This window comes from Arthrobacter sp. 05T45 (assembly GCF_056395875.1).
Genome location: NZ_JBFTKI010000005.1, coordinates 158568 through 177080, shown reverse-complemented (window position 1 = coordinate 177080; position 18513 = coordinate 158568). Strand labels below are relative to the sequence as shown.

Below are 18513 nucleotides of genomic sequence, written 5' to 3'. Positions count from 1 at the left end.
GATCGGGAAGATTTCCACATAGCCGGAGCGGGACCGGGCCGATTTGCCCGTCTTTGAGACAATGGTCGGGTGACTGTTGTAGCAACCCCTCCCGCCCCCAAGCTGGAACTCCCGCCCCTGAAGCTGGGCCCGATCACGGTGGACACCCCCGTGATCCTGGCTCCCATGGCGGGCATCACCAACTCCGCCTTCCGCAGACTGTGCCGTGAATACGGCGGCGGCCTGTACGTGGCGGAGATGGTCACCTCGCGCGCCCTCGTCGAGCGCACGCCGGAGTCGCTGCGCATCATTTCGCACGACGACGACGAAAAAGTCCGTTCCGTCCAGCTGTACGGCGTGGACCCCGTCACCGTCGGCCAGGCCGTCCGGATGCTGGTGGAGGAGGACCGGGCGGACCACATCGACCTCAACTTCGGCTGCCCCGTGCCCAAGGTCACCCGGCGCGGCGGCGGATCGGCGTTGCCGTGGAAGATCGACCTCTTCACCTCCATCGTCCAGACCGCGGTGAAGGAAGCCTCCAAGGGCAATGTCCCGTTGACCATCAAGATGCGCAAGGGCATCGACGAGGACCACCTGACCTACCTCGATGCCGGCCGGATTGCCCGCGATTCCGGCGTCGCAGCCGTCGCCCTTCATGGCCGCACGGCCGCCCAGTTCTATTCCGGCCAGGCCGACTGGTCCGCCATCGCCCGGCTGCGCGAGGCCCTGCCGGACATTCCCGTTCTCGGCAACGGAGATATCTGGTCCGCGGAGGACGCGGTCCGGATGGTCCGCGAAACGGGTGTGGACGGCGTCGTCGTCGGCCGTGGCTGCCAGGGCAGGCCCTGGTTGTTCGGCGACCTCATGGCCGCGTTCGAAGGCAGCGACCAGCGGCACCGGCCGGACCTGCGCCAGGTTGCCGAGAGCGTGTACCGGCACGCTGAGCTCATGGTCGAGACGTTCGGGGACGAGGGCAAAGCCCTGCGCGAAATCCGCAAGCACATTGCCTGGTACTTCAAGGGCTACGTGGTCGGCAGCGAACTGCGGACCAAGCTGGCGCTCGTCACCAGCCTGGAGGTGCTGCGCGGCACCCTGGACCAGCTGGACCTCGACTCGCCGTATCCCGGAGGCGACGCCGAGGGTCCGCGCGGCCGCGCTGGTTCGCCCAAAAAACCGGCCCTGCCAAAGGACTGGCTGCTGAACCGGACGCTGGATGACGCCCAGACCCGCGATATTTCCTTCGCCGAACTGGATGTCTCCGGTGGCTGAGACCCGGACCACCGCGCCCGTCCTGGACGGGTATACGTCCCGCGACTGGGCCCGCTGGGTCGAGGAGCCGCCCAAGAGCACCTACCGCTCGGACTTCGAGCGTGACCGTGCAAGGGTCCTGCACTCCTCGGCGCTGCGCCGGCTCGGCGCGAAGACCCAGGTGGTGGCCCCGGATACCGACGACTTCGTCCGGACCCGGCTCACGCACAGCCTCGAAGTTGCCCAGGTGGGCCGCGAACTGGGCCGTGCGCTGGGCTGTGACCCCGACGTCGTGGACACCGCATGCCTCAGCCACGACCTCGGCCACCCGCCTTTCGGCCACAATGGCGAAGCCGCCCTCAACGAGGTGGCGCACGGGATCGGCGGCTTCGAAGGCAACGCCCAGACGCTGCGGCTGCTGACCCGGCTGGAGCCAAAGGTCCTCGCCGCCGACGGCCGGCCGGCCGGCTTGAACCTGACCCGGGCCAGTCTCGATGCCGCCGCCAAATACCCGTGGTCCGCGGTAAACGCCCCGGTCATCCACGGGGAGCGGACCAGCAAGTTCGGTGCCTACGAGGACGACCTCCCCATCTTCGACTGGATCCGCGACGGCGCCCCGGAACGCCGGTCCTGCCTCGAAGCGCAGGTCATGGACCTGGCGGACGATATCTCCTACTCGGTGCACGACGTCGAGGACGCGATCGTGGCAGGGCATTTCCAGCTGCGCTGGATGGACAACCCGGACCACCGCGCCCGCGTCGTCGGCTACGCCAAGCAGTGGTACCTGCCGCAGAACGATCCCGCCGCGATCGACGCCGCCCTGGCCCGGCTGGAGGCCACGGATGTCTGGGTGCGCGAGGCCGACGGCAGCCGCAAAGCCATGGCGGCGCTCAAGGACATGACCAGCCAGCTCATCGGCCGCTTCTGCCAGAGCGCGCTGGAGGCCACCCGCACGGTCTACGGTCCGGAAAACCTGACCCGCTACAACGCGGAGCTGATCGTTCCGGATGAAACCGTGATGGAAATCGCGGTCATGAAGGGCCTGGCCACCACCTTCGTGATGACCACCGAACACCGGCAGCCCATCTACGAGCGTCAGCGTGAGGTCCTGCATGCCCTCGTCACCGCGCTCAGCGCCACGGGGGACCGCCATCTGGAACCGATGTTCGCCGCCGACTGGCTCGACGCGGGCGACGACGCCGCGCGGCTGCGTGTCGTCATCGACCAGGTCGCGTCGTTGACGGACGGCTCGGCGCTGGCCATGTACGAGCGTCTCGTGGGCAGCCTGCCGTCGCTGTGGTGAGGGCCCCCATGGCCGGCCCGTCGGCGTCGTACCCGGGGACTAGGATGGCAATGTGGCCGGCCTGATCAAACGCGAAGACATCGATGAAGTACGCCAGCGCACCGACATCAAGGAAGTCGTCGACGGTTACGTGACGCTCAAGGGAGCCGGGCTCGGGTCCTACAAGGGTCTGTGCCCCTTCCACGACGAGCGTTCTCCATCTTTCACCGTTCGACCCCAGGTTGGCCGGTACCACTGCTTTGGCTGCGGCGAGGACGGCGACGTCATCTCCTTCGTCCAAAAGCTGGACCACATCTCCTTCCACGAGGCCGTGGAGAAGCTGGCCCACCGGATCGGCTTCGAGCTCCACTACGAGGACGGCGGCTCCGGGCCCAACCGGGAGGACATCGGCCGGCGCCAGCGGCTGCTGGACGCGCACAAGGTGGCCGACGAGTTCTTCCGTGCCCAGCTGCTCACCCCCGGCGCCGCTGAGGGCCGCAACTTCCTCTACGGGCGCGGCTTCGACCGTGCGGCGGCCGAACAGTTCGGCGTGGGCTACGCGCCGCAGGGCTGGGACTCGCTCCTCAAGCACCTCCGCGGCCGCGGCTACACGGACCCGGAACTCAAGCTGACCGGCATGTTCTCTGAAGGCGGCCGGGGGATCTATGACCGTTTCCGCGGCCGGCTGATCTGGCCCATCCGGGACATCGCCGGCGACACCATCGGCTTCGGTGCCCGCAAGCTCTACGAGGACGATCAGGGCCCGAAGTACCTCAACACCCCCGAAACCGCGCTCTACAAGAAGTCCCAGGTCCTTTATGGAATCGACCTCGCCAAGCGCAACATCGCCAAAGACCGCCAGCTCGTGGTCGTGGAAGGCTACACCGACGTCATGGCCTGCCACCTGGCGGGCATTCCGACGGCGGTAGCCACGTGCGGGACCGCCTTCGGCACCGAGCACATCAAGATCGCCCGCCGGTTGCTCTCCGACGACGGCAGTGGGGGAGAGGTCATCTTTACGTTCGACGGCGACGCCGCCGGGCAGAAGGCGGCCCTGCGCGCCTTCGAAGAGGACCAGCGGTTTGTCGCACAAACCTTCGTGGCGGTCGAACCCAACGGCGCGGACCCCTGCGAACTGCGCCAGTCCAAGGGCGACTCCGCCGTCCGGGATTTGATCGGTAGCCGCCGCCCGCTGTTTGAGTTCGCCATCCGGGCCACCCTGAAGCGGCACAATCTGGACACGGTCGAGGGCCGGATCGCGGCCCTGCGTGAATCCGCGCCCGTGGTGGCGCAGATTCGCGACGCCGGAATCCGGCCGGCCTATGCCCGGGAGCTCGCCGGCTGGCTGGGGATGCCGGTCGAGGAGGTCAGCAGGGCCGTCGGCGCGGCGACCAAGCGCGCCGCACAGGCTGCATCGGCTCCACCGGGCGGCGGCCAGGCCCAGAGCCACGGGCAAGGGGGCGGGCAGGGATATGCAGGGTCCGGCCGCGGCTTTGCCGGGACCGCGCCCGGCGTTGCCCCCTTGCCGCCGTCGGCCGTACTCCCGTCCTTCAACCGCCCCGATCCCCGGGACCCCGTGGCCGCGATGGAGCGCCAGGCGCTCGAGGTCGCACTGCAGGAACCCGGCATGCTCGAGGGCGAGACGTGGCAGCGCTTCTCGGAGGCGCGGTTCTCCACACCCGCCTATCTCGCCATCCACGAGGCCATCCGGGCCACCGGACTCGGGTCTTCGGGGGATCCGGTGCGCTGGGTCGAGCAGCTGCTGCAGGAGGTCCCTGAGCCCCTTCGCCCGCTCGTGTCCGAGCTCTCCGTGGTGCCCTTGCCGGCCAACACCCCCGAAGGCGTCCTGCGCTACTGCAAGGACATCCTCGCCCGCTTGTTCGAGCTCCAGATCACCCGCGTCAAGGCCGAGAAGATGGGCCAGCTGCAGCGTCTGGACGCCTCGGCCGACCCCGAGGAATTCCAGCGGCTGAATCGCGAACTCATGCAACTTGAGATGCAGCGGCGGTCCCTGCGCTCGGACGCCTGAGCCGCCGATTTCGTTTCCCGGGCTGGTGTTTGCTAGGCTTATACCCGCTTCATTCCTCCTTAGCTCAATTGGCAGAGCATTCGACTGTTAATCGAAGGGTTGCTGGTTCAAGTCCAGCAGGAGGAGCGCGCAGTCCCCGTTCCGGGTTCCGGAACGGGGACTTTTTTATACCCGGAGGGGGTATTTTGCGACTGGCAGGCGCTGGCCCCGTGGCCGATTTCCCTACCGGCAAAACCTTTGCTAATGTCGTACCTGCTTCATTCCTCCTTAGCTCAATTGGCAGAGCATTCGACTGTTAATCGAAGGGTTGCTGGTTCAAGTCCAGCAGGAGGAGCGGACAGGTCCCGTGGCCGGTGAAAACCAGCCGCGGGACCTTTTTTATTTCCTCTTTTTTGTTGCCCCGTCAATGGCCAGGGCTTTCCGCCGGGCAACGCAGTGGCGGGCAGTTCAGGTGGAGGTTCAGACGAAGTACATTTCCACCTGAAGGAAGCGCTGGGCCTCGGCGACCGCTGCCTGGAAGGCCTCCAGCTCCGTGGGGGATTTCCGAGGTTCCCGCGGGTGCCATTCATGCGGCGCCGAGTGGACCTGGGTGAATCCGCCGCCCGGGGGCGCATAGAAGATGCCGAACCGTTGCACCGGCCATTCCGGGGAAGATTCCGGTGCCACGAGGAGGGCGGAGTCATATGCGGGGTTGTACCACTGGGCGATTGGGCGGCGGCGGTCTTCGGTGAACAGGCCGGCGGCGAACAGGGCGGCCGACTGCGGACTGGTCTGAGCGCACAAGCGATCCCACCACAGGGGCAGGATTCCGGCGTCACACCGCTGCCAAGTGGCCGGAAGGGGCTGGTGATCCTGCCTGTCGGGCATGAAATAACTTTATCGCCCGGCGCGGACGTCGAACAGGGCGCGAGGGGGGCGCAAGGGCTGCAGGCCACGGACAGCGATGCGTGGGCGGCTGGGCGGGGCCCTAGGGCAGAGGCCAGGGTGCAGGCCATGTTGGCGGAGCGACGGGCCAGAGGACAAGAGCTGCAGGGGTGCAGGGGTGCAGGGGTGCAAGGTGTGGCTGGGCAGCGCCACAGGCACAGGCACAAGTGTGCAGGGGTGCAGAGTACGGCTGGGCAGCGCCACAGGCACAGGGTTGGGCCACGGTGTTCGCTGTACTGGGGCTGTCCGGGGGACATGCTCAGTGCTGGCGGGATGCCCTTGGGACATGTCCAGTGGTGGTCCTGGCGGATGGACATAGTGCCAATATGTCCAGCCCCGGGCGCCAAGAATGGGCATGTCCCGTGGGGGAGGCCGTGAAGAACGGGCATGTCCCGTGGGGGAGGCCGTGAAGAATGGGCATGTCCCGTGGGGAGGCCGTGAAGAATGGGCATGTCCCGTGGGGAGGCCGTGAAGAATGGGCGTGTCCCCCCGGGGGGATGGCCCGGCTACTGGATCGGTGGCACCGTGCTGGGCCGAACAACCAGCCACAGTGCAGCGGCCGCCAGAAGGATGCAGACGGCCTGGACGGCGCCCATCGGGGTTGCGGAGCTGACGCCGAGCCAGCCGACCACCGGCGAGACCAGGCCAGCCATCAAGAAGGTCGCCGCGCCGAGAAGTGAAGCCGCGGTTCCGGCCTGGGCTCCGTGTTTGGCCAGGGCCAGGACCTGCACGGTGGGGAAGGTGAAACCGGCGCCCAGGATGTAGAACCACAGCGGCACCAGGACGCCCCACAGCCCGAACCCCAGCTGGTCGAAGACGACAATCAGGACGGCCATGACGAACATCCAGGCCGTGGAACAAGCCAGGATCCACTGCGGCGGGACGCGCTTGATGAGCCGCGCGCTGGTCTGCACGCCTGCCACGATGCCCAGCGAGTTGACGCCAAAGAGCAGGCCGTACTGCTGGGGCGTGAACCCGTAGACATTCTGGAACAGGAAAGGCGAGGCGGAGAGGTAGGTGAAGAGGCCCGCGAAGTTCATCCCGCCCACCAGCAGCAGGCCTACGAAGATCCGGTCGGAGAACAGCACCTTGTAACGCTGGCCCATGGTCATCCCGGTTTTGCCGCGCAGTTCCGGCGGCAGGGTTTCCCGGATCACGAAGAGGGCCGCGATGATGACGCAGGTCCCGTAGGCGGCCAGGAACAGGAAGATGCCGGGCCAGGGCATCAGCAACAGCAGCTGGGAGCCGATGACCGGGGCGAGGATCGGCGCCAGCCCGTTGACCAGAGCCATCCTCGCGAACATCCGCACCATCGCGTAGCCGCTGAACAGGTCACGGACCATGGCCATGGCCACCACGCCGCCCCCTGCAGCCCCGACACCCATGAGGACGCGGAAAAAACCCAGCGTGGCGATGTCCGTGGACTGCGCTGCGCCCAGGGACGCCGCGATGTGGACCGCTGTCGCCACGATCAGGGGCAGGCGCCGGCCGAACTTGTCGCTCAGCGGGCCCACGACCAGCTGTCCCAGCGCGAAACCGATGGTCGTCCCCGTGAGCGTCAGTTGCACCGCGGCCGCGGAGACGCCAAGGCTGTCTTCCAGGGCCGGGAATGCAGGCAAGTAAAGGTCGACCGTGAACGGCCCTAGGGCGGTCAAAGCGCCGAGCGTCAGAATGTAGAGGAATTTACGACGGCGGCTCAGGGAATCACCGGGATTGTGGGGTGTGCTCACAGTGGTCCATCCTAGGGCCCGCCGGGGTGGCCGGCCGGTGGCTGGGCGGGCGCGCCACACCTTGCCCGAAAAGGCCTCCCAAGAGCCTAAATGATAGTTTTGACACCGGGGTCTGTGCGAAGCTGTCCAGACCCGGCAAGCCCGCGCGAGCGGATCGACGGATGGCACCAGTTAGGCGGGACCGATGAGCGGACGTCACAGCGGCGGCACAGGCAGCGGGTTGCGGATTTCCGCGCTGCCGCAAACCCTGAAGATGATCTTCAAGCTGGCGCCCCGGCAGCTCAATGACGAGATTGCCCTGGCCAAGGCCGAAATCAAGCGCAAGGGGGCACAGCTCGGCGTCGCCGGCGCCTTCTTCGCCGTCGCCTTGGTCTTCGTTGGACTCCTGGTGATCGGACTCTTCGTTGCAGCGATCATGGGACTGGCCACCATCATGCCCGCGTGGCTCGCCGCCTTGTTGGTCTCTGCCGTCTGCCTGATTATCGCCGCGATCGGGGCGCTCATCGGGCAGAACAAGTTCAAGAAGCTCATGCCGTTGGTCCCCGAGAACACGATCCGTGGGCTCAAGTACGATCTCGGCATCGCCAAGGAAGGCTCCGCCTTCGACGCCAGGATCCTGGACCCGAGCACCGAGCAGTACAAAGCAGCGAAGGCCGCCAAGGAAGCCGCCGCCGCCAAGGCGACGGCGGAAAAGGAAGCAAAGGCTGCCGCCAAGCCCGACTTCGGGCCGCCGCCCACAGAGGCTGAACTCCGACGCCGGCTGGACCTGCGGCGCACGCACCTTACCGGCGTCCGCGACGACCTCGGCCGCGAACTCGATGTCAAGACCCAGGCCCAAACCCTGCTGGCGGCCGCCCAGGTACGGCTCCAGGACGGAAAGGAGCAGCTCAGCGACAAGATCGCAGGCTTCCGCGCCTCAGCCCGATCCTCGGCGGGGTCGGCCGCATCCGCTGACGGGCAGGGCCTGGCCGACACGATCAAGCGGCGCTGGAAGCCCCTGGCTGTGCTCGCCGCCTCTGGGGCCGCCCTCGCGGTCCTGGTGCGCAGGCTGATAAAGGGCTAGACAGATCCCTGAACCTAAACGCCAAACCGTTGCCGTCCACGGAAAGGGGGAATCGATGAAGTTCATCGGCGCCGGCGCCCGCCCCGGGCAGCCCCTCGTCCACCGCGACGCGGTCTTCACGGTTCCCAATGTCCTGACCGTGGTGCGCTTCCTCGGCGTTCCGCTATTCATCTGGCTGGTCCTCTCGGAGCACAAGTACGGCTACGGTGCCCTCGTGCTCGCCGTCATGGCCAGTACCGACTGGGTGGACGGCTACATCGCCCGCCGCTTCAATCAGATGTCCAACCTCGGACGGGTCATGGACCCGATTGCGGACAGGCTCTCCCTGATCGCCGTCGCCGTGACCCTCGTGATCGCAGGCGTCGTCGAGTGGTGGTATCTCGCCGCGCTGCTGGTCCCGGACGCAGTCCTGCTGGCTCTGTCAGTGTTCTATTTCCACGGCCACCCGGATCTGCCGGTGAGCCGCATCGGAAAGATCCGGACGGGCCTGCTGCTGGTGGGCACGCCGCTGCTGGTGCTCTCCAAGCTTCCGGTGCCCGCCGCGGACGTCTATGCCACGGTCGCGTGGATCTTCCTGGGATTGGGGCTCGTGGGGCACTGGATCGCGGCCTACAACTACGTCTGGGCCATCATCGGCAAGGGCAGGCAGCTTCGCGCCAACGACGGCGGCTCCCGCTGATGGTCTGGGTTGCGGTTTTGCTTGCGGTCCTCGGCGCCTTCTGCCTGGCGTTTGGGGCACAGCGCCAGGGCAGTGCGGTCAAGGCCGATACCGGCGGCCTGGCGCTGAGCACCCACGGCCTGCTGCGGCTCGTGCGTAACCCCCGCTGGGTATTCGGGTTCCTTCTGCTGTGCGCCGGGATGGGAATGAACGCGATCGCCCTCGTCATGGCGCCCTTGACGGTGGTGCAGCCGATCGGCGCGATCGCCCTGGTCATCACCACCGTGGTCAACACCAAGGACCAAGGCCTGAGCATGAACCGGGCAACCGTCGTGGCCATCTCGCTCTGCGTGACCGGCTCAGCGCTGTTCGTGCTGCTGGCCGTCACCGCCACGCAGGAGAATCACAACGTCAGCAGCGAGGACGAGCTGACAATCGTGCTGCTCCTGGCCATTGCGGTTGCGGCCTTTGGCACGCTCGCGGTCCTGTTCAGGCACCGCATGAGCGCCTTCGTCTACATCCTCGGCGCCGGCGTCCTGTTCGGCTTCGTTGCTGTGCTGACCCGCATCATTGGCAGGCATCTGCTCGATCCAAATGGGCAGTTCCTGCTGAATGTGCCGTGGTACAGCGTCGTTGCGATTATTGCTGCAGGCGCTCTGGGATCGTGGTTTGTCCAAAACGCCTACTCCAGCGGACCGCCTGACCTCGTGATCGCCGGATTGACGGTGATCGACCCCATCGTGGGCATCGCGATTGGCATCGTGATTCTGGGAGAACTGCGTCCGGATGTCCAACCCGTGACGGCTATTGCCATGGGGACGGCCGCATTGCTTGCTATCGTGGGAGTCATAGCCCTCTCCAGGCACCACCCGGAAGTCACCAAGCGCAAGAAGGACGCGCGGAAGGCAGCGGGCAGGTCCTAGGGCGTCAGTCCAGACTTCGGCTGCAGGCCCGGCGCGCCTGTGCCGACTGCCAGCCGGCCGCCATTGATCCAGCTGTCCGCACAGCGACCACCAGGAGCTCTTCACGTGACCACGTCCGACAACCAGCCCCCGCTGACCATCCTGATTGCCGCTGACACGTACCCGCCCCACGTCAACGGCGCCGCCCAGTTCGGCTACCGCCTCGCCAAGGGCATGACAGCCCGGGGTCACGATGTCCACGTCCTGGCGTGCCGCCCGGGCAAGGGCCCGAGCTACAGCGAGTTCAGCGACGAGGCTACCGTCCACCGCCTGCGCTCCCACTCGGTGCCCACGCACGAGTACTTCCGGGTCACCTTCCCCTGGGAGATCAAGAAGGAAATCGGGCTGTTGTTCGACCGCATTCAGCCGGACGTGGTGCACATCCAGAGCCACTACATGATCGGCGAGCACGTCCTGTACGAGGCCGTGAAGCGCGGCATCCGGGTGGTGGCGACGAACCACTTCATGCCCGAAAACCTGAACCCCTTCCTGCCGTTCCCGCAGTGGTTCAAAGACATTGTGGGCCGGATCTCCTGGCGGGACATGGGCAAGGTTATGGGCCAAGCCGACGTCGTGACCACACCCACGCCGCTTGCCGCCAAAGCCATGCACCAGCACGCCTTCCTCCGCCAGGTCCTGCCCCTTTCCAACGGCATCGACGCCGCAGCCTACGAGCTGCATCCCGACGAAACGGTGGAACGCCACGCCAGCCCCACGGTCCTCTTCGCCGGCCGGCTGGCGGAGGAGAAGCACGTGGACGTCCTGATCGATGCCGTCGCCAAGACGCCCAAAGAACTGGACATCCACCTCGAAATCGTCGGCGGCGGAGAAGTCCGCCCTGCCCTGGAGGCGCAGGTCGCCCGGCTCGGACTGAAGGACAGGGTGAGGTTCCTCGGCCTGGCCAGTGACGCCGAACTTCGCAAGGCCTACATCACGGCCGATGTGTTCTGCATGCCCGGCACGGCAGAACTTCAGTCCCTCGTGACCCTGGAGGCGATGTCGGCGTCCACGCCAGTCCTGCTGGCCGACGCCATGGCGCTGCCGCACCTGGTCCGCGACGGGGAAAATGGCTATCTCTTTATCCCCAACGACAGCGATGACCTCGCGGCCAAGCTGACGCGCGTGTTCTCGCTGCCCGACCACGAGCGTGATGCGATGGGCAAGACCAGCCGAGAAATGGTGGAAAGCCACGGTATCGCGCGCACGCTGCAGACGTTTGAGGACATCTACCGGGGCGCGAGCTACGACGACCTGGTCCTCTAGGCACACCGCCTGGCAGAACTGCAGCCCCTCCGAACGCCGCAGGTTCCACGGCGTCCAGTCCAAGAGCACCCGGGTCAGCACCGGCAGGCCGCCTGCCGGTGGCGGCAGGCACGTGTGATGCGTCTACTATTGCTAGAGTATTTTTGCCCGGAACCAATCCGGCCCCCGCGGGCCAGGTCTGGCTCCGGGCGCAAGGGGCTATAGCTCAGCTGGTTAGAGCGCGGGACTCATAATCCTAAGGTCCTCGGTTCAAGTCCGAGTAGCCCTACTTTCATTTCTGCGGCGGCCCCCTCATCCGGGGTCCGCAACCACGGGAGCCGTGGCTGACGTCCGACGTCGGCCGCGGCTCCCTTTTTGTCGGGTTTTCGTTGGGCCGGCACTTGCAGGCGTCCCGACACTGAGATAAGTTACTGATCAGTAACATATTGTCGGCGCGAAGCCCGCGCCCTTTTGGTCCCCGCTGATCGAGTGAAGGAACACCATGTCCAAAGCTGCCATCGACATCCACAACCTGCCCTACGCCGATGGCGATTTCTTTGCGTTCGAGCAGCTGCTCAGCGCCAAGGAGCAGGACAGGTTGGCCGAAGTCCGCGAGTTCCTCACCCGCGAAGTCCGGCCGATCGCCGTCGATTGCTGGAATCGCGCGGAGTTCCCCATGGAGTTGATCCCGAAGCTCGCCGAAATCGACCTGGTCAGCCCCGTCCGGAGGCAGGGCTACTCGAACCTCTTCGCAGGCATCCTGCACGCGGAGGCCACCCGCGCCGACACGTCGATCGCGACGTTCATGGGCGTCCACGACGGGCTCTTCACGGGCTCCATCGAAGCCCTTGCCTCCCAGGAGCAGCAGGACGCTTGGCTTCCCGAGATCTACTCGCTCAAGAAGATCGGCGCCTTCGGCCTCACCGAACCCCTGGGCGGCTCCGACGTCGCCGGCGGTACGCGCACCACGGCACGGCGCGACGGCGATAACTGGATCCTCAATGGAGCCAAGCGCTGGATCGGCAACGCGACTTTCTCCGACTGGGTGGTCATCTACGCCCGCGATGTCGACGACAACCAGGTCAAAGGGTTCCTCGTGGACACCAAGACCGAGGGATACAGTGCCGTGAAAATCGAGAACAAGATCTCGCTGCGCACGGTGCAGAACGCTGACATCACGCTCGACAACGTTGTGGTGCCGGAGTTCTTCAAGCTCGCCAACGCCAACAGCTTCCGCGACACCAACAAGGTCCTGAAAGTCACCCGCCTGGCCGTGGCCTGGCAAGCGGTGGGCCAGCAGCTCGCGGCCTTCGACGTCGCCCGGCGCTACGCCGTGGAACGCAGCCAGTTCGGCCGTCCGATTGCCTCCTTCCAACTGATCCAGCACCAGCTCGTGCAGATCCTCGGTAATGCGGTCAGCTCCATGGGCATGATGGTGAGGCTTTCCCAGCTGGAGGACGCGGGGGAGGCGAAGGACGAGCAGTCCGCGCTGGCCAAGGCCTTCACCACCGCGCGGATGCGCGAAAGCGTGGCCCTGGGCCGGAGTATCCTCGGCGGGAACGGGATCGTGACGGACTTCGAGATGGCCAAAGTCTTTGCGGACGCCGAAGCCATCTACTCCTATGAGGGCACGCACGAAATCAACACCCTCGTCACCGGCCGGGCTATCACGGGCATTTCAGCGATCGTCTGACGGGCGCCAAACGGGCGCCAAACGGTCGCCGCGGCTGCCCGCGGGCGTCAATGGACGATCCGCGCATCAAAGACGGCGCCAAATGCTGCATCACGGACCCGGATTCAGGGGCGGGAGCAGAACCGACGGCCGAAGGTCCATCACGAAAGCCAGCGGGTTGACGTAGTCTTCGCCGCGGCGGACGCCCCAATGGAGGCAGGGCGGGGCCGGGCCGCAGTGGCCGGTCTGCACCTGCCCCAGGACATCGCCCTCCGCCACGGCGGACCCCGCCCTCAGTGAACTCGCCACCGGCTCGAAACTGCTGCGCAGCCCGTTGCCGTGATCGATCGTGATGACCGGCCGGTCCACCACCGTCCCGACAAAGCTCACCGTCCCGGCGGCGGGCGACTTGAGCGGGGCGCCGTCGAAGGCCGCCTCAAGATCGACGCCGCGGTGACCGCTGAGCCACGGCTTGGCCGGGGGATCGAAGGCGCGGAGCACCGCCGGCCGCGGGCTCAGCGGCCAGCTCCAGGCGGACGCAGGGACCGGCCCCGCCCTCGGGGAGCCCCGGCCGGAGGAAATCGCAGCCCGGGCGGTAATGTCGGGGTAGCCGGTGTCTGTGGGGCCGGAGCGGGCGGCAATGGCGGAGTAGCCGGCATCTGTGGGGCCGGAGCGGGCGGCGGCGTAGCCGGCGTCTGTAGCGTCGGCGTCGGCGGCGGAGACATGGGCAGCGGCGGAGACATCGGCGTCGACGGTGATGGGGGGAGGTGCCAGGAACGTGGCCAGGAACAATGCCGCCAGGAGCTGTGCTGCCAGGAGCAATGCCCGCAGGCCAAGTGGGAGCTTCATGGCCCCAGCCTGTCAAGGCAGCACCCCGGGCGGAATCTCCCGCCATGGCTATGTGGATAAGGTGCCCGCCGGCCCCCGCCAAAGCCCCCGAACCCCGCACCGCTGCCGTGGCAAAACCGTCCTCCTGGGCGGGGTCGCTGTAGTACACTTGGTGGAGCAGTTTGCTGTGCCCTCACGCTTGTAAGTCGCGATATTCGTGATTGCCGAAGCCGGCACGCCTCATTCAGGGGTGCGGGGGAGCAGCAGCTGACTACGCGTATCCAGCCCTCCTCAAAAGAAGCCTGAAACTTCCGGTGCGGAGGACTGCGCCTCCTGCGGTCCGTTCCACATGGCATGTCCATATGGCGCGGATGGGAAGTGCAGTGGATGCCAGGAGCAACGCCCGCCCCGGGCGAATGCTAAACAACCGTCAACTATTGGCAGGGTAAGAGGGCCATGGGCTCTCTCATGAATGACCTGCCGGAAGGAGCGTCGGCATGCCCGTCGTAACTATGCGCCAGCTGCTTGACAGCGGCGTCCACTTTGGACACCAGACCCGCCGTTGGAACCCGAAGATGAAGCGCTTCATCTTCACGGAGCGCAACGGTATCTACATCATTGACCTGCAGCAGTCGCTGTCCTACATCGACCGTGCCTACGAGTTCGTGAAGGCCACCGTTGCACACGGCGGCACCGTTCTCTTCGTCGGCACCAAGAAGCAGGCGCAGGAATCCATCGCCGAGCAGGCCACCCGCGTTGGCCAGCCGTACGTCAACCAGCGTTGGCTCGGCGGTATGCTGACCAACTTCCAGACGGTCTCCAAGCGCATCCAGCGCATGAAGGAACTCGAAGAGATCGACTTCGACGACGTCGCCGGTTCGGCTTACACCAAGAAGGAACTGCTGCTCCTTCGCCGCGAACTCACCAAGCTGGAAACCAACCTCGGTGGTATCCGCAACCTGACCAAGGCGCCGTCCGCGCTGTGGATCGTCGACACCAAGAAGGAACACCTTGCTGTCGACGAGGCCAAGAAGCTGAACATCCCGGTTGTGGCCATCCTGGACACCAACTGCGATCCCGACGAAGTCGACTTCCCGATCCCGGGTAACGACGACGCCATCCGCTCCGTCAACCTGCTGACCCGCGTTGTCGCCGACGCCGTTGCTGAGGGCCTCATCGCCCGTAACCAGCGCGCCACCGGCACCACGGAAGCTCCGGAAGAGCCGCTGGCCGAGTGGGAGCGCGAGCTCCTCGAAGGCAACAAGGCTGAAGCTGCTGCAGCGCCCGCCGCTGAGGCTGCACCGGCTGCTGACGAAGCACCGGCCGCCGAAGCTGCTCCGGCCGCTGAGGACGCACCGGCTGCTGAAGAAGCACCGGCCGCCGACGAAGCCAAGTAGTCAGACAAGTAAATCTGGATCTCCCCACATGCGCTCAGCTGCATAGGGGGTACCGACAGGATGGCCGCTCACTCGGTGAGCAGCCGTCCTGTCGGTCCGTACACCACATAAATTTCTAGACAGAGGGGTTCACATGGCGAACTACACTGCCGCTGATATCAAGGCTCTGCGCGAGCGCACTGGCGCCGGCATGATGGATGTCAAGAAGGCTCTTGACGAAGCCAACGGTGACGCCGAGAAGGCCATCGAAATCATCCGCATCAAGGGCCTGAAGGGCGCCACCAAGCGCGAAGGCCGCTCCACCGCCGAAGGCCTGGTTGCCGCCAAGGTCGCCAACGGCGTCGGCGTGATGATCGAAGTCAACTGCGAGACCGACTTCGTCGCGAAGGCTGACAAGTTCATCCAGCTGGCCGACAAGGTCCTGGCTGTGGCCGTCGAGTCCGGCGCTGCCGACCTCGAGACCCTGCTCGCCACCGAGGTCGACGGCAAGCCGCTGTCCGAGGTCGTCATCGAAGAGGGCGCCGTTCTGGGCGAGAAGGTTGTTGTCCGCCGCATCTCCCGCATCGAGGGCGCCACGGTCGACGCTTACCTGCACAAGACCTCCAAGGACCTCCCGGCCCAGGTCGGCGTGCTGTTCGCTGTTGACGGCGAAGGCGAAGCGGCTGCCACCGCAGCCCACGACGTCGCCGTTCACGTCGCCGCCATGGCTCCGAACTACCTCACCCGTGAGGACGTTCCGGCCGAGCTCGTCGAGTCCGAGCGCCGCATCGCCGAGGAAACGGCCAAGGCCGAGGGCAAGCCCGAAGCCGCGATGACCAAGATCGTCGAAGGCCGCGTTACCGGCTTCTACAAGGGCGAGGTCCTCGTTGACCAGGCATTCGCCAAGGATGCCAAGAAGTCTGTCGCACAGGTCCTCGAAGAAGCCGGCGTCAAGGCAACTGCCTTCACGCGCTTCCGCGTCGGTTCCTAGTCAGACTGGCCAGACACCAGTCAGGCACTAGCCAGACACGCTAAGGGGGTGGTCACCACGGTGGCCACCCCTTTTGCATGCACCCGTGAGGCACCGTTTCCGGTCACGGCCGGAATGCCGCCTTGGGCGCCCAGCACGATAACCTAACTCAGAGTTCACCAACGGGAAGGCACCATGGAAACCGTCACCACTTCAGCCCAGCCAAAGAAGAACAGGCGCCGCGTCCTCTTGAAGCTCTCCGGCGAGGTCTTCGGCGGTGGGAAACTGGGCGTCGACCCGGATACCGTCCGCGGCGTGGCCAAGCAGATCGCCGCAGCAGTTCCCGACGTGGAGGTCGCAATCGTCGTTGGCGGAGGCAACTTCTTCCGCGGAGCCGAACTGTCCCAGAGCGGCATGGACCGCTCCCGCGCCGACTACATGGGCATGCTCGGAACCGTCATGAACTGCCTCGCGCTCCAGGACTTCCTTGAGCAGGCCGGGGTGGAAACGCGCGTGCAGAGCGCCATCACCATGGGCCAGGTTGCCGAGGCCTACATCCCCCGCCGCGCCATCCGCCACATGGAAAAGGGCCGGGTTGTCATCTTCGGCGCCGGCGCCGGCCTGCCGTACTTCTCCACGGACACCGTGGCCGCCCAGCGGGCCATGGAGGTCCACGCCGACGTCGTCCTGATGGCCAAGAGCGGGGTCGACGGCGTCTACACCGCCGACCCGAAGAAGGACCCGACGGCGGAGAAACTGCACCGCCTCAGCTACGACGACGCGCTCCGCCGCGACATCCGCGTGATGGACCAGACCGCGATGACCATGTGCAAGGACAACAACCTCACAATGGTGGTCTTCGGCATGGAAGGCGAGGGCAACGTCACCCGCGCCATCCGGGGCGAAGACCTGGGCACCGTCGTCACCCCCTAGCAGCGGCTAGGATGTTTTCAGGACCTTTCCGCCGCCAGGCGGAAGACAAAAGCGCCCGGCGGAATACGGCAGGCGCACAAGAAGACGTGCCGCGCCCCGGCCCCCGGGACGCACCAATTTCTGAGGAGAGACCGTGATCGAAGAAACCTTGCTCGAAGCCGGGGACAAGATGGACAAGGCAGTTGAGGTAGCCAAGGAAGACTTCGCCTCGATCCGGACCGGCCGCGCGACGCCTGGCCTGTACAACAAGGTCATTGTCGAGTACTACGGCACGCCGACGCCGCTGCAGCAGCTCGCCTCCTTCGCGGTCCCGGATGCCCGCACCATCCTCGTCACCCCGTACGACAAGACGGCCCTGCGCGACATCGAACGTGCCCTCAGCGACTCCGAGGTCGGCGCCAACCCGTCCAACGACGGCAACGTCATCCGGATCACCATTCCCGAGCTGACGTCCGAACGGCGCAAGGAATACGTCAAGATCGTCAAGTCCAAGGGTGAGGACGCGAAGGTGTCCATCCGCAACATCCGCCGCAAGGCCAAGGAAACGCTGGACAAGCTCGTCAAGGACGGCGACGCCGGCGAAGACGAAGGCGCGCGCGGTGAGAAGGAACTCGACGCCATGACCAAGGCACACGTGGACGGGATCGACGAGCTGCTCAAGCGCAAGGAAGCTGAGCTGCTCGAGGTCTGATGAATCAGGCACAGGAGGCCTCCGGGCCGCGCGCCCGGAGGCGGGGGAAGCAGCGCGAGAACCCAACGCCCAAAGCGGGCCGGAACCTGCCCGCCGCTACCGTGGTGGGCGTTGGCATGCTGGTGTGCGTCCTCGGCGGCCTGCTGTTCCTCCCGCTGGGCTTCGTCCTGGTGACCGCCACCTTTGCGATCTTCGGCGTCTGGGAGATCTTCCGTGCGCTGGAGGCCGCAGGCACCCGCCTGCCGATCGTGCCGGTGATGGTCGGCACGGTCGCCATGCCGATCGCCGCCTACTTCGGCGGCCTCGAAAGCCTGCTCTTCGCCATGCTCGTCAGCAGCGTGGCGGTGCTGTTGTGGCGGACCCTGGAGGGCGCCGCCGGTTCGGCGCGGAGCATTTTCGCAGGGGTCTTCACCCTGTCCTGGGTGCCGTTCCTGATCAGCTTTGCGGCGCTGCTGCTGCACACCGCCGACGGCGAGACGCCGGTAGGCCTGTGGCCTGACGGGGTGATTCCGGCGGGTGCGTGGGAAATCGCGACCCTGCTGCTTTTGGTGGTGGCCAACGACACCTTCGGTTACCTCGTGGGCGCCTCCCTGGGCAAGCATCCGATGGCCCCCAAGATCAGCCCCAAAAAGACCTGGGAAGGCTTCGCCGGCTCGATCGCCGGGGCCGTCGTCGTGGGCGTGCTGGCCATGATCTTCGTGCTGGGCGAACCGTGGTGGTTCGGCGTTGTGCTCGCCGTGGGCATGGTGGCAGCCGCCACCGCCGGCGACCTCGCCGAATCCATGGTCAAGCGCGAGCTCGGCATCAAGGACATGAGCAGCATCCTCCCCGGACACGGAGGCGTCATGGACCGGCTGGACTCGATTGTCTTCGCCTCGCCGGTGGCGTTCATCCTGTTCTCGGCCCTCACCGCCGCCTAGAAGCAC

16 protein-coding genes and 3 tRNA genes are annotated in these 18513 nt (G+C 66.2%); 16 read left to right on the top strand and 3 right to left on the bottom strand.

The features are described 5' to 3' along the window. The first annotated feature begins 69 nt into the window (after nucleotides 1–69). From dusB to AC1DGD_RS08230, 5 genes are all read left to right on the top strand, one after another. Nucleotides 70–1248: a tRNA dihydrouridine synthase DusB gene (gene dusB / locus AC1DGD_RS08250; RefSeq protein WP_018774562.1), complete on the top strand. Its 1179-nt coding sequence runs from the start codon at nucleotides 70–72 to the stop codon at nucleotides 1246–1248. Beyond that, nucleotides 1232–2530, top strand: coding sequence for a deoxyguanosinetriphosphate triphosphohydrolase (locus AC1DGD_RS08245; protein WP_476856482.1), 1299 nt, complete (start codon nucleotides 1232–1234; stop codon nucleotides 2528–2530). Before dusB ends, AC1DGD_RS08245 begins: the two co-directional genes overlap by 17 nt. Before the next feature lie 52 nt (nucleotides 2531–2582). Continuing rightward, nucleotides 2583–4538, top strand: coding sequence for a DNA primase (gene dnaG, locus AC1DGD_RS08240; protein ID WP_476856481.1), 1956 nt, complete (start codon nucleotides 2583–2585; stop codon nucleotides 4536–4538). Nucleotides 4539–4591: 53 nt separating this feature from the next. Next, a tRNA-Asn gene (locus AC1DGD_RS08235) sits at nucleotides 4592–4664 on the top strand. Nucleotides 4665–4799: 135 nt separating this feature from the next. After that, nucleotides 4800–4872: transfer RNA gene (locus tag AC1DGD_RS08230), tRNA-Asn, on the top strand. 125 nt (nucleotides 4873–4997) lie between these two features. On the opposite strand, the gene AC1DGD_RS08225 is transcribed toward AC1DGD_RS08230, so the two are convergent. Further along, nucleotides 4998–5405 carry a hypothetical protein gene (locus AC1DGD_RS08225; RefSeq protein ID WP_476849386.1) on the bottom strand — a complete coding sequence of 136 codons (408 nt, stop codon included), beginning with the start codon at nucleotides 5403–5405 and terminating at the stop codon, nucleotides 4998–5000. Between the two features lie 563 nt (nucleotides 5406–5968). Continuing rightward, on the bottom strand, nucleotides 5969–7192 hold the full coding sequence (locus AC1DGD_RS08220; protein ID WP_028278281.1) for a multidrug effflux MFS transporter: 1224 nt from the start codon (nucleotides 7190–7192) through the stop codon (nucleotides 5969–5971). Between the two features lie 184 nt (nucleotides 7193–7376). On the opposite strand from AC1DGD_RS08220, the gene AC1DGD_RS08215 reads away from it, so the two are divergent. From AC1DGD_RS08215 to AC1DGD_RS08190, 6 genes are all read left to right on the top strand, one after another. Further along, a complete protein-coding gene (locus tag AC1DGD_RS08215; RefSeq protein ID WP_476856480.1) occupies nucleotides 7377–8255 on the top strand; it encodes a phage holin family protein in 879 nt (292 codons plus the stop codon). 55 nt (nucleotides 8256–8310) lie between these two features. Beyond that, nucleotides 8311–8934: a CDP-alcohol phosphatidyltransferase family protein gene (locus AC1DGD_RS08210; protein ID WP_476849388.1), complete on the top strand. Its 624-nt coding sequence runs from the start codon at nucleotides 8311–8313 to the stop codon at nucleotides 8932–8934. Continuing rightward, nucleotides 8934–9836 carry a DMT family transporter gene (locus AC1DGD_RS08205; protein ID WP_223914060.1) on the top strand — a complete coding sequence of 301 codons (903 nt, stop codon included), beginning with the start codon at nucleotides 8934–8936 and terminating at the stop codon, nucleotides 9834–9836. Before AC1DGD_RS08210 ends, AC1DGD_RS08205 begins: the two co-directional genes overlap by 1 nt. Before the next feature lie 105 nt (nucleotides 9837–9941). Further along, nucleotides 9942–11138 carry a glycosyltransferase gene (locus AC1DGD_RS08200; protein ID WP_476856479.1) on the top strand — a complete coding sequence of 399 codons (1197 nt, stop codon included), beginning with the start codon at nucleotides 9942–9944 and terminating at the stop codon, nucleotides 11136–11138. Nucleotides 11139–11332: 194 nt separating this feature from the next. Next, nucleotides 11333–11406: transfer RNA gene (locus tag AC1DGD_RS08195), tRNA-Ile, on the top strand. A 213-nt stretch (nucleotides 11407–11619) separates the two neighbouring features. Further along, a complete protein-coding gene (locus AC1DGD_RS08190; protein WP_223914058.1) occupies nucleotides 11620–12810 on the top strand; it encodes an acyl-CoA dehydrogenase family protein in 1191 nt (396 codons plus the stop codon). Nucleotides 12811–12900: 90 nt separating this feature from the next. Here the strand turns inward: AC1DGD_RS08190 and AC1DGD_RS08185 are convergent, their stop codons facing one another. Then, nucleotides 12901–13638 carry a M23 family metallopeptidase gene (locus AC1DGD_RS08185; RefSeq protein ID WP_476856478.1) on the bottom strand — a complete coding sequence of 246 codons (738 nt, stop codon included), beginning with the start codon at nucleotides 13636–13638 and terminating at the stop codon, nucleotides 12901–12903. 476 nt (nucleotides 13639–14114) lie between these two features. Here AC1DGD_RS08185 and rpsB point away from each other — a divergent pair, with 476 nt between their 5' ends. The 5 genes from rpsB to AC1DGD_RS08160 all read left to right on the top strand — a co-directional run bounded on the left by rpsB (nucleotide 14115) and on the right by AC1DGD_RS08160 (nucleotide 18507). Next, nucleotides 14115–15014, top strand: a complete 900-nt coding sequence (gene rpsB, locus AC1DGD_RS08180; protein WP_476849393.1) for a 30S ribosomal protein S2 — start codon at nucleotides 14115–14117, stop codon at nucleotides 15012–15014. Nucleotides 15015–15147: 133 nt separating this feature from the next. Beyond that, nucleotides 15148–15984 (top strand): translation elongation factor Ts, encoded by an 837-nt coding sequence (gene tsf, locus AC1DGD_RS08175; protein WP_026538253.1) that lies wholly within the window; start codon nucleotides 15148–15150, stop codon nucleotides 15982–15984. 174 nt (nucleotides 15985–16158) lie between these two features. Further along, nucleotides 16159–16896, top strand: coding sequence for a UMP kinase (pyrH, locus tag AC1DGD_RS08170; protein ID WP_018774549.1), 738 nt, complete (start codon nucleotides 16159–16161; stop codon nucleotides 16894–16896). 133 nt (nucleotides 16897–17029) lie between these two features. Next, the gene (gene frr, locus AC1DGD_RS08165) at nucleotides 17030–17587 is read left to right on the top strand and encodes a ribosome recycling factor (protein ID WP_018774548.1); all 558 of its coding nucleotides are present in this window, start codon (nucleotides 17030–17032) and stop codon (nucleotides 17585–17587) included. Further along, complete coding sequence (locus AC1DGD_RS08160) at nucleotides 17587–18507, top strand: phosphatidate cytidylyltransferase (protein ID WP_079551459.1); 921 nt, start codon at nucleotides 17587–17589, stop codon at nucleotides 18505–18507. The genes frr and AC1DGD_RS08160 overlap by 1 nt, the downstream gene beginning before the upstream one ends. The last annotated feature ends 6 nt before the right edge of the window (nucleotides 18508–18513 follow it).

Bases quoted from the DNA above. Each gene is read 5' to 3' on its own strand.
- AC1DGD_RS08245 (WP_476856482.1), top strand. From the start codon at position 1,232: ATGTCTCCGGTGGCTGAGACCCGGACCACCGCGCCCGTCCTGGACGGG.
- AC1DGD_RS08225 (WP_476849386.1), bottom strand. From the start codon at position 5,405: ATGCCCGACAGGCAGGATCACCAGCCCCTTCCGGCCACTTGGCAGCGG.
- AC1DGD_RS08215 (WP_476856480.1), top strand. From the start codon at position 7,377: ATGAGCGGACGTCACAGCGGCGGCACAGGCAGCGGGTTGCGGATTTCC.
- AC1DGD_RS08210 (WP_476849388.1), top strand. From the start codon at position 8,311: ATGAAGTTCATCGGCGCCGGCGCCCGCCCCGGGCAGCCCCTCGTCCAC.
- AC1DGD_RS08205 (WP_223914060.1), top strand. From the start codon at position 8,934: ATGGTCTGGGTTGCGGTTTTGCTTGCGGTCCTCGGCGCCTTCTGCCTG.
- AC1DGD_RS08190 (WP_223914058.1), top strand. From the start codon at position 11,620: ATGTCCAAAGCTGCCATCGACATCCACAACCTGCCCTACGCCGATGGC.
- AC1DGD_RS08185 (WP_476856478.1), bottom strand. From the start codon at position 13,638: ATGAAGCTCCCACTTGGCCTGCGGGCATTGCTCCTGGCAGCACAGCTC.
- rpsB (WP_476849393.1), top strand. From the start codon at position 14,115: ATGCCCGTCGTAACTATGCGCCAGCTGCTTGACAGCGGCGTCCACTTT.
- tsf (WP_026538253.1), top strand. From the start codon at position 15,148: ATGGCGAACTACACTGCCGCTGATATCAAGGCTCTGCGCGAGCGCACT.
- pyrH (WP_018774549.1), top strand. From the start codon at position 16,159: ATGGAAACCGTCACCACTTCAGCCCAGCCAAAGAAGAACAGGCGCCGC.
- AC1DGD_RS08160 (WP_079551459.1), top strand. From the start codon at position 17,587: ATGAATCAGGCACAGGAGGCCTCCGGGCCGCGCGCCCGGAGGCGGGGG.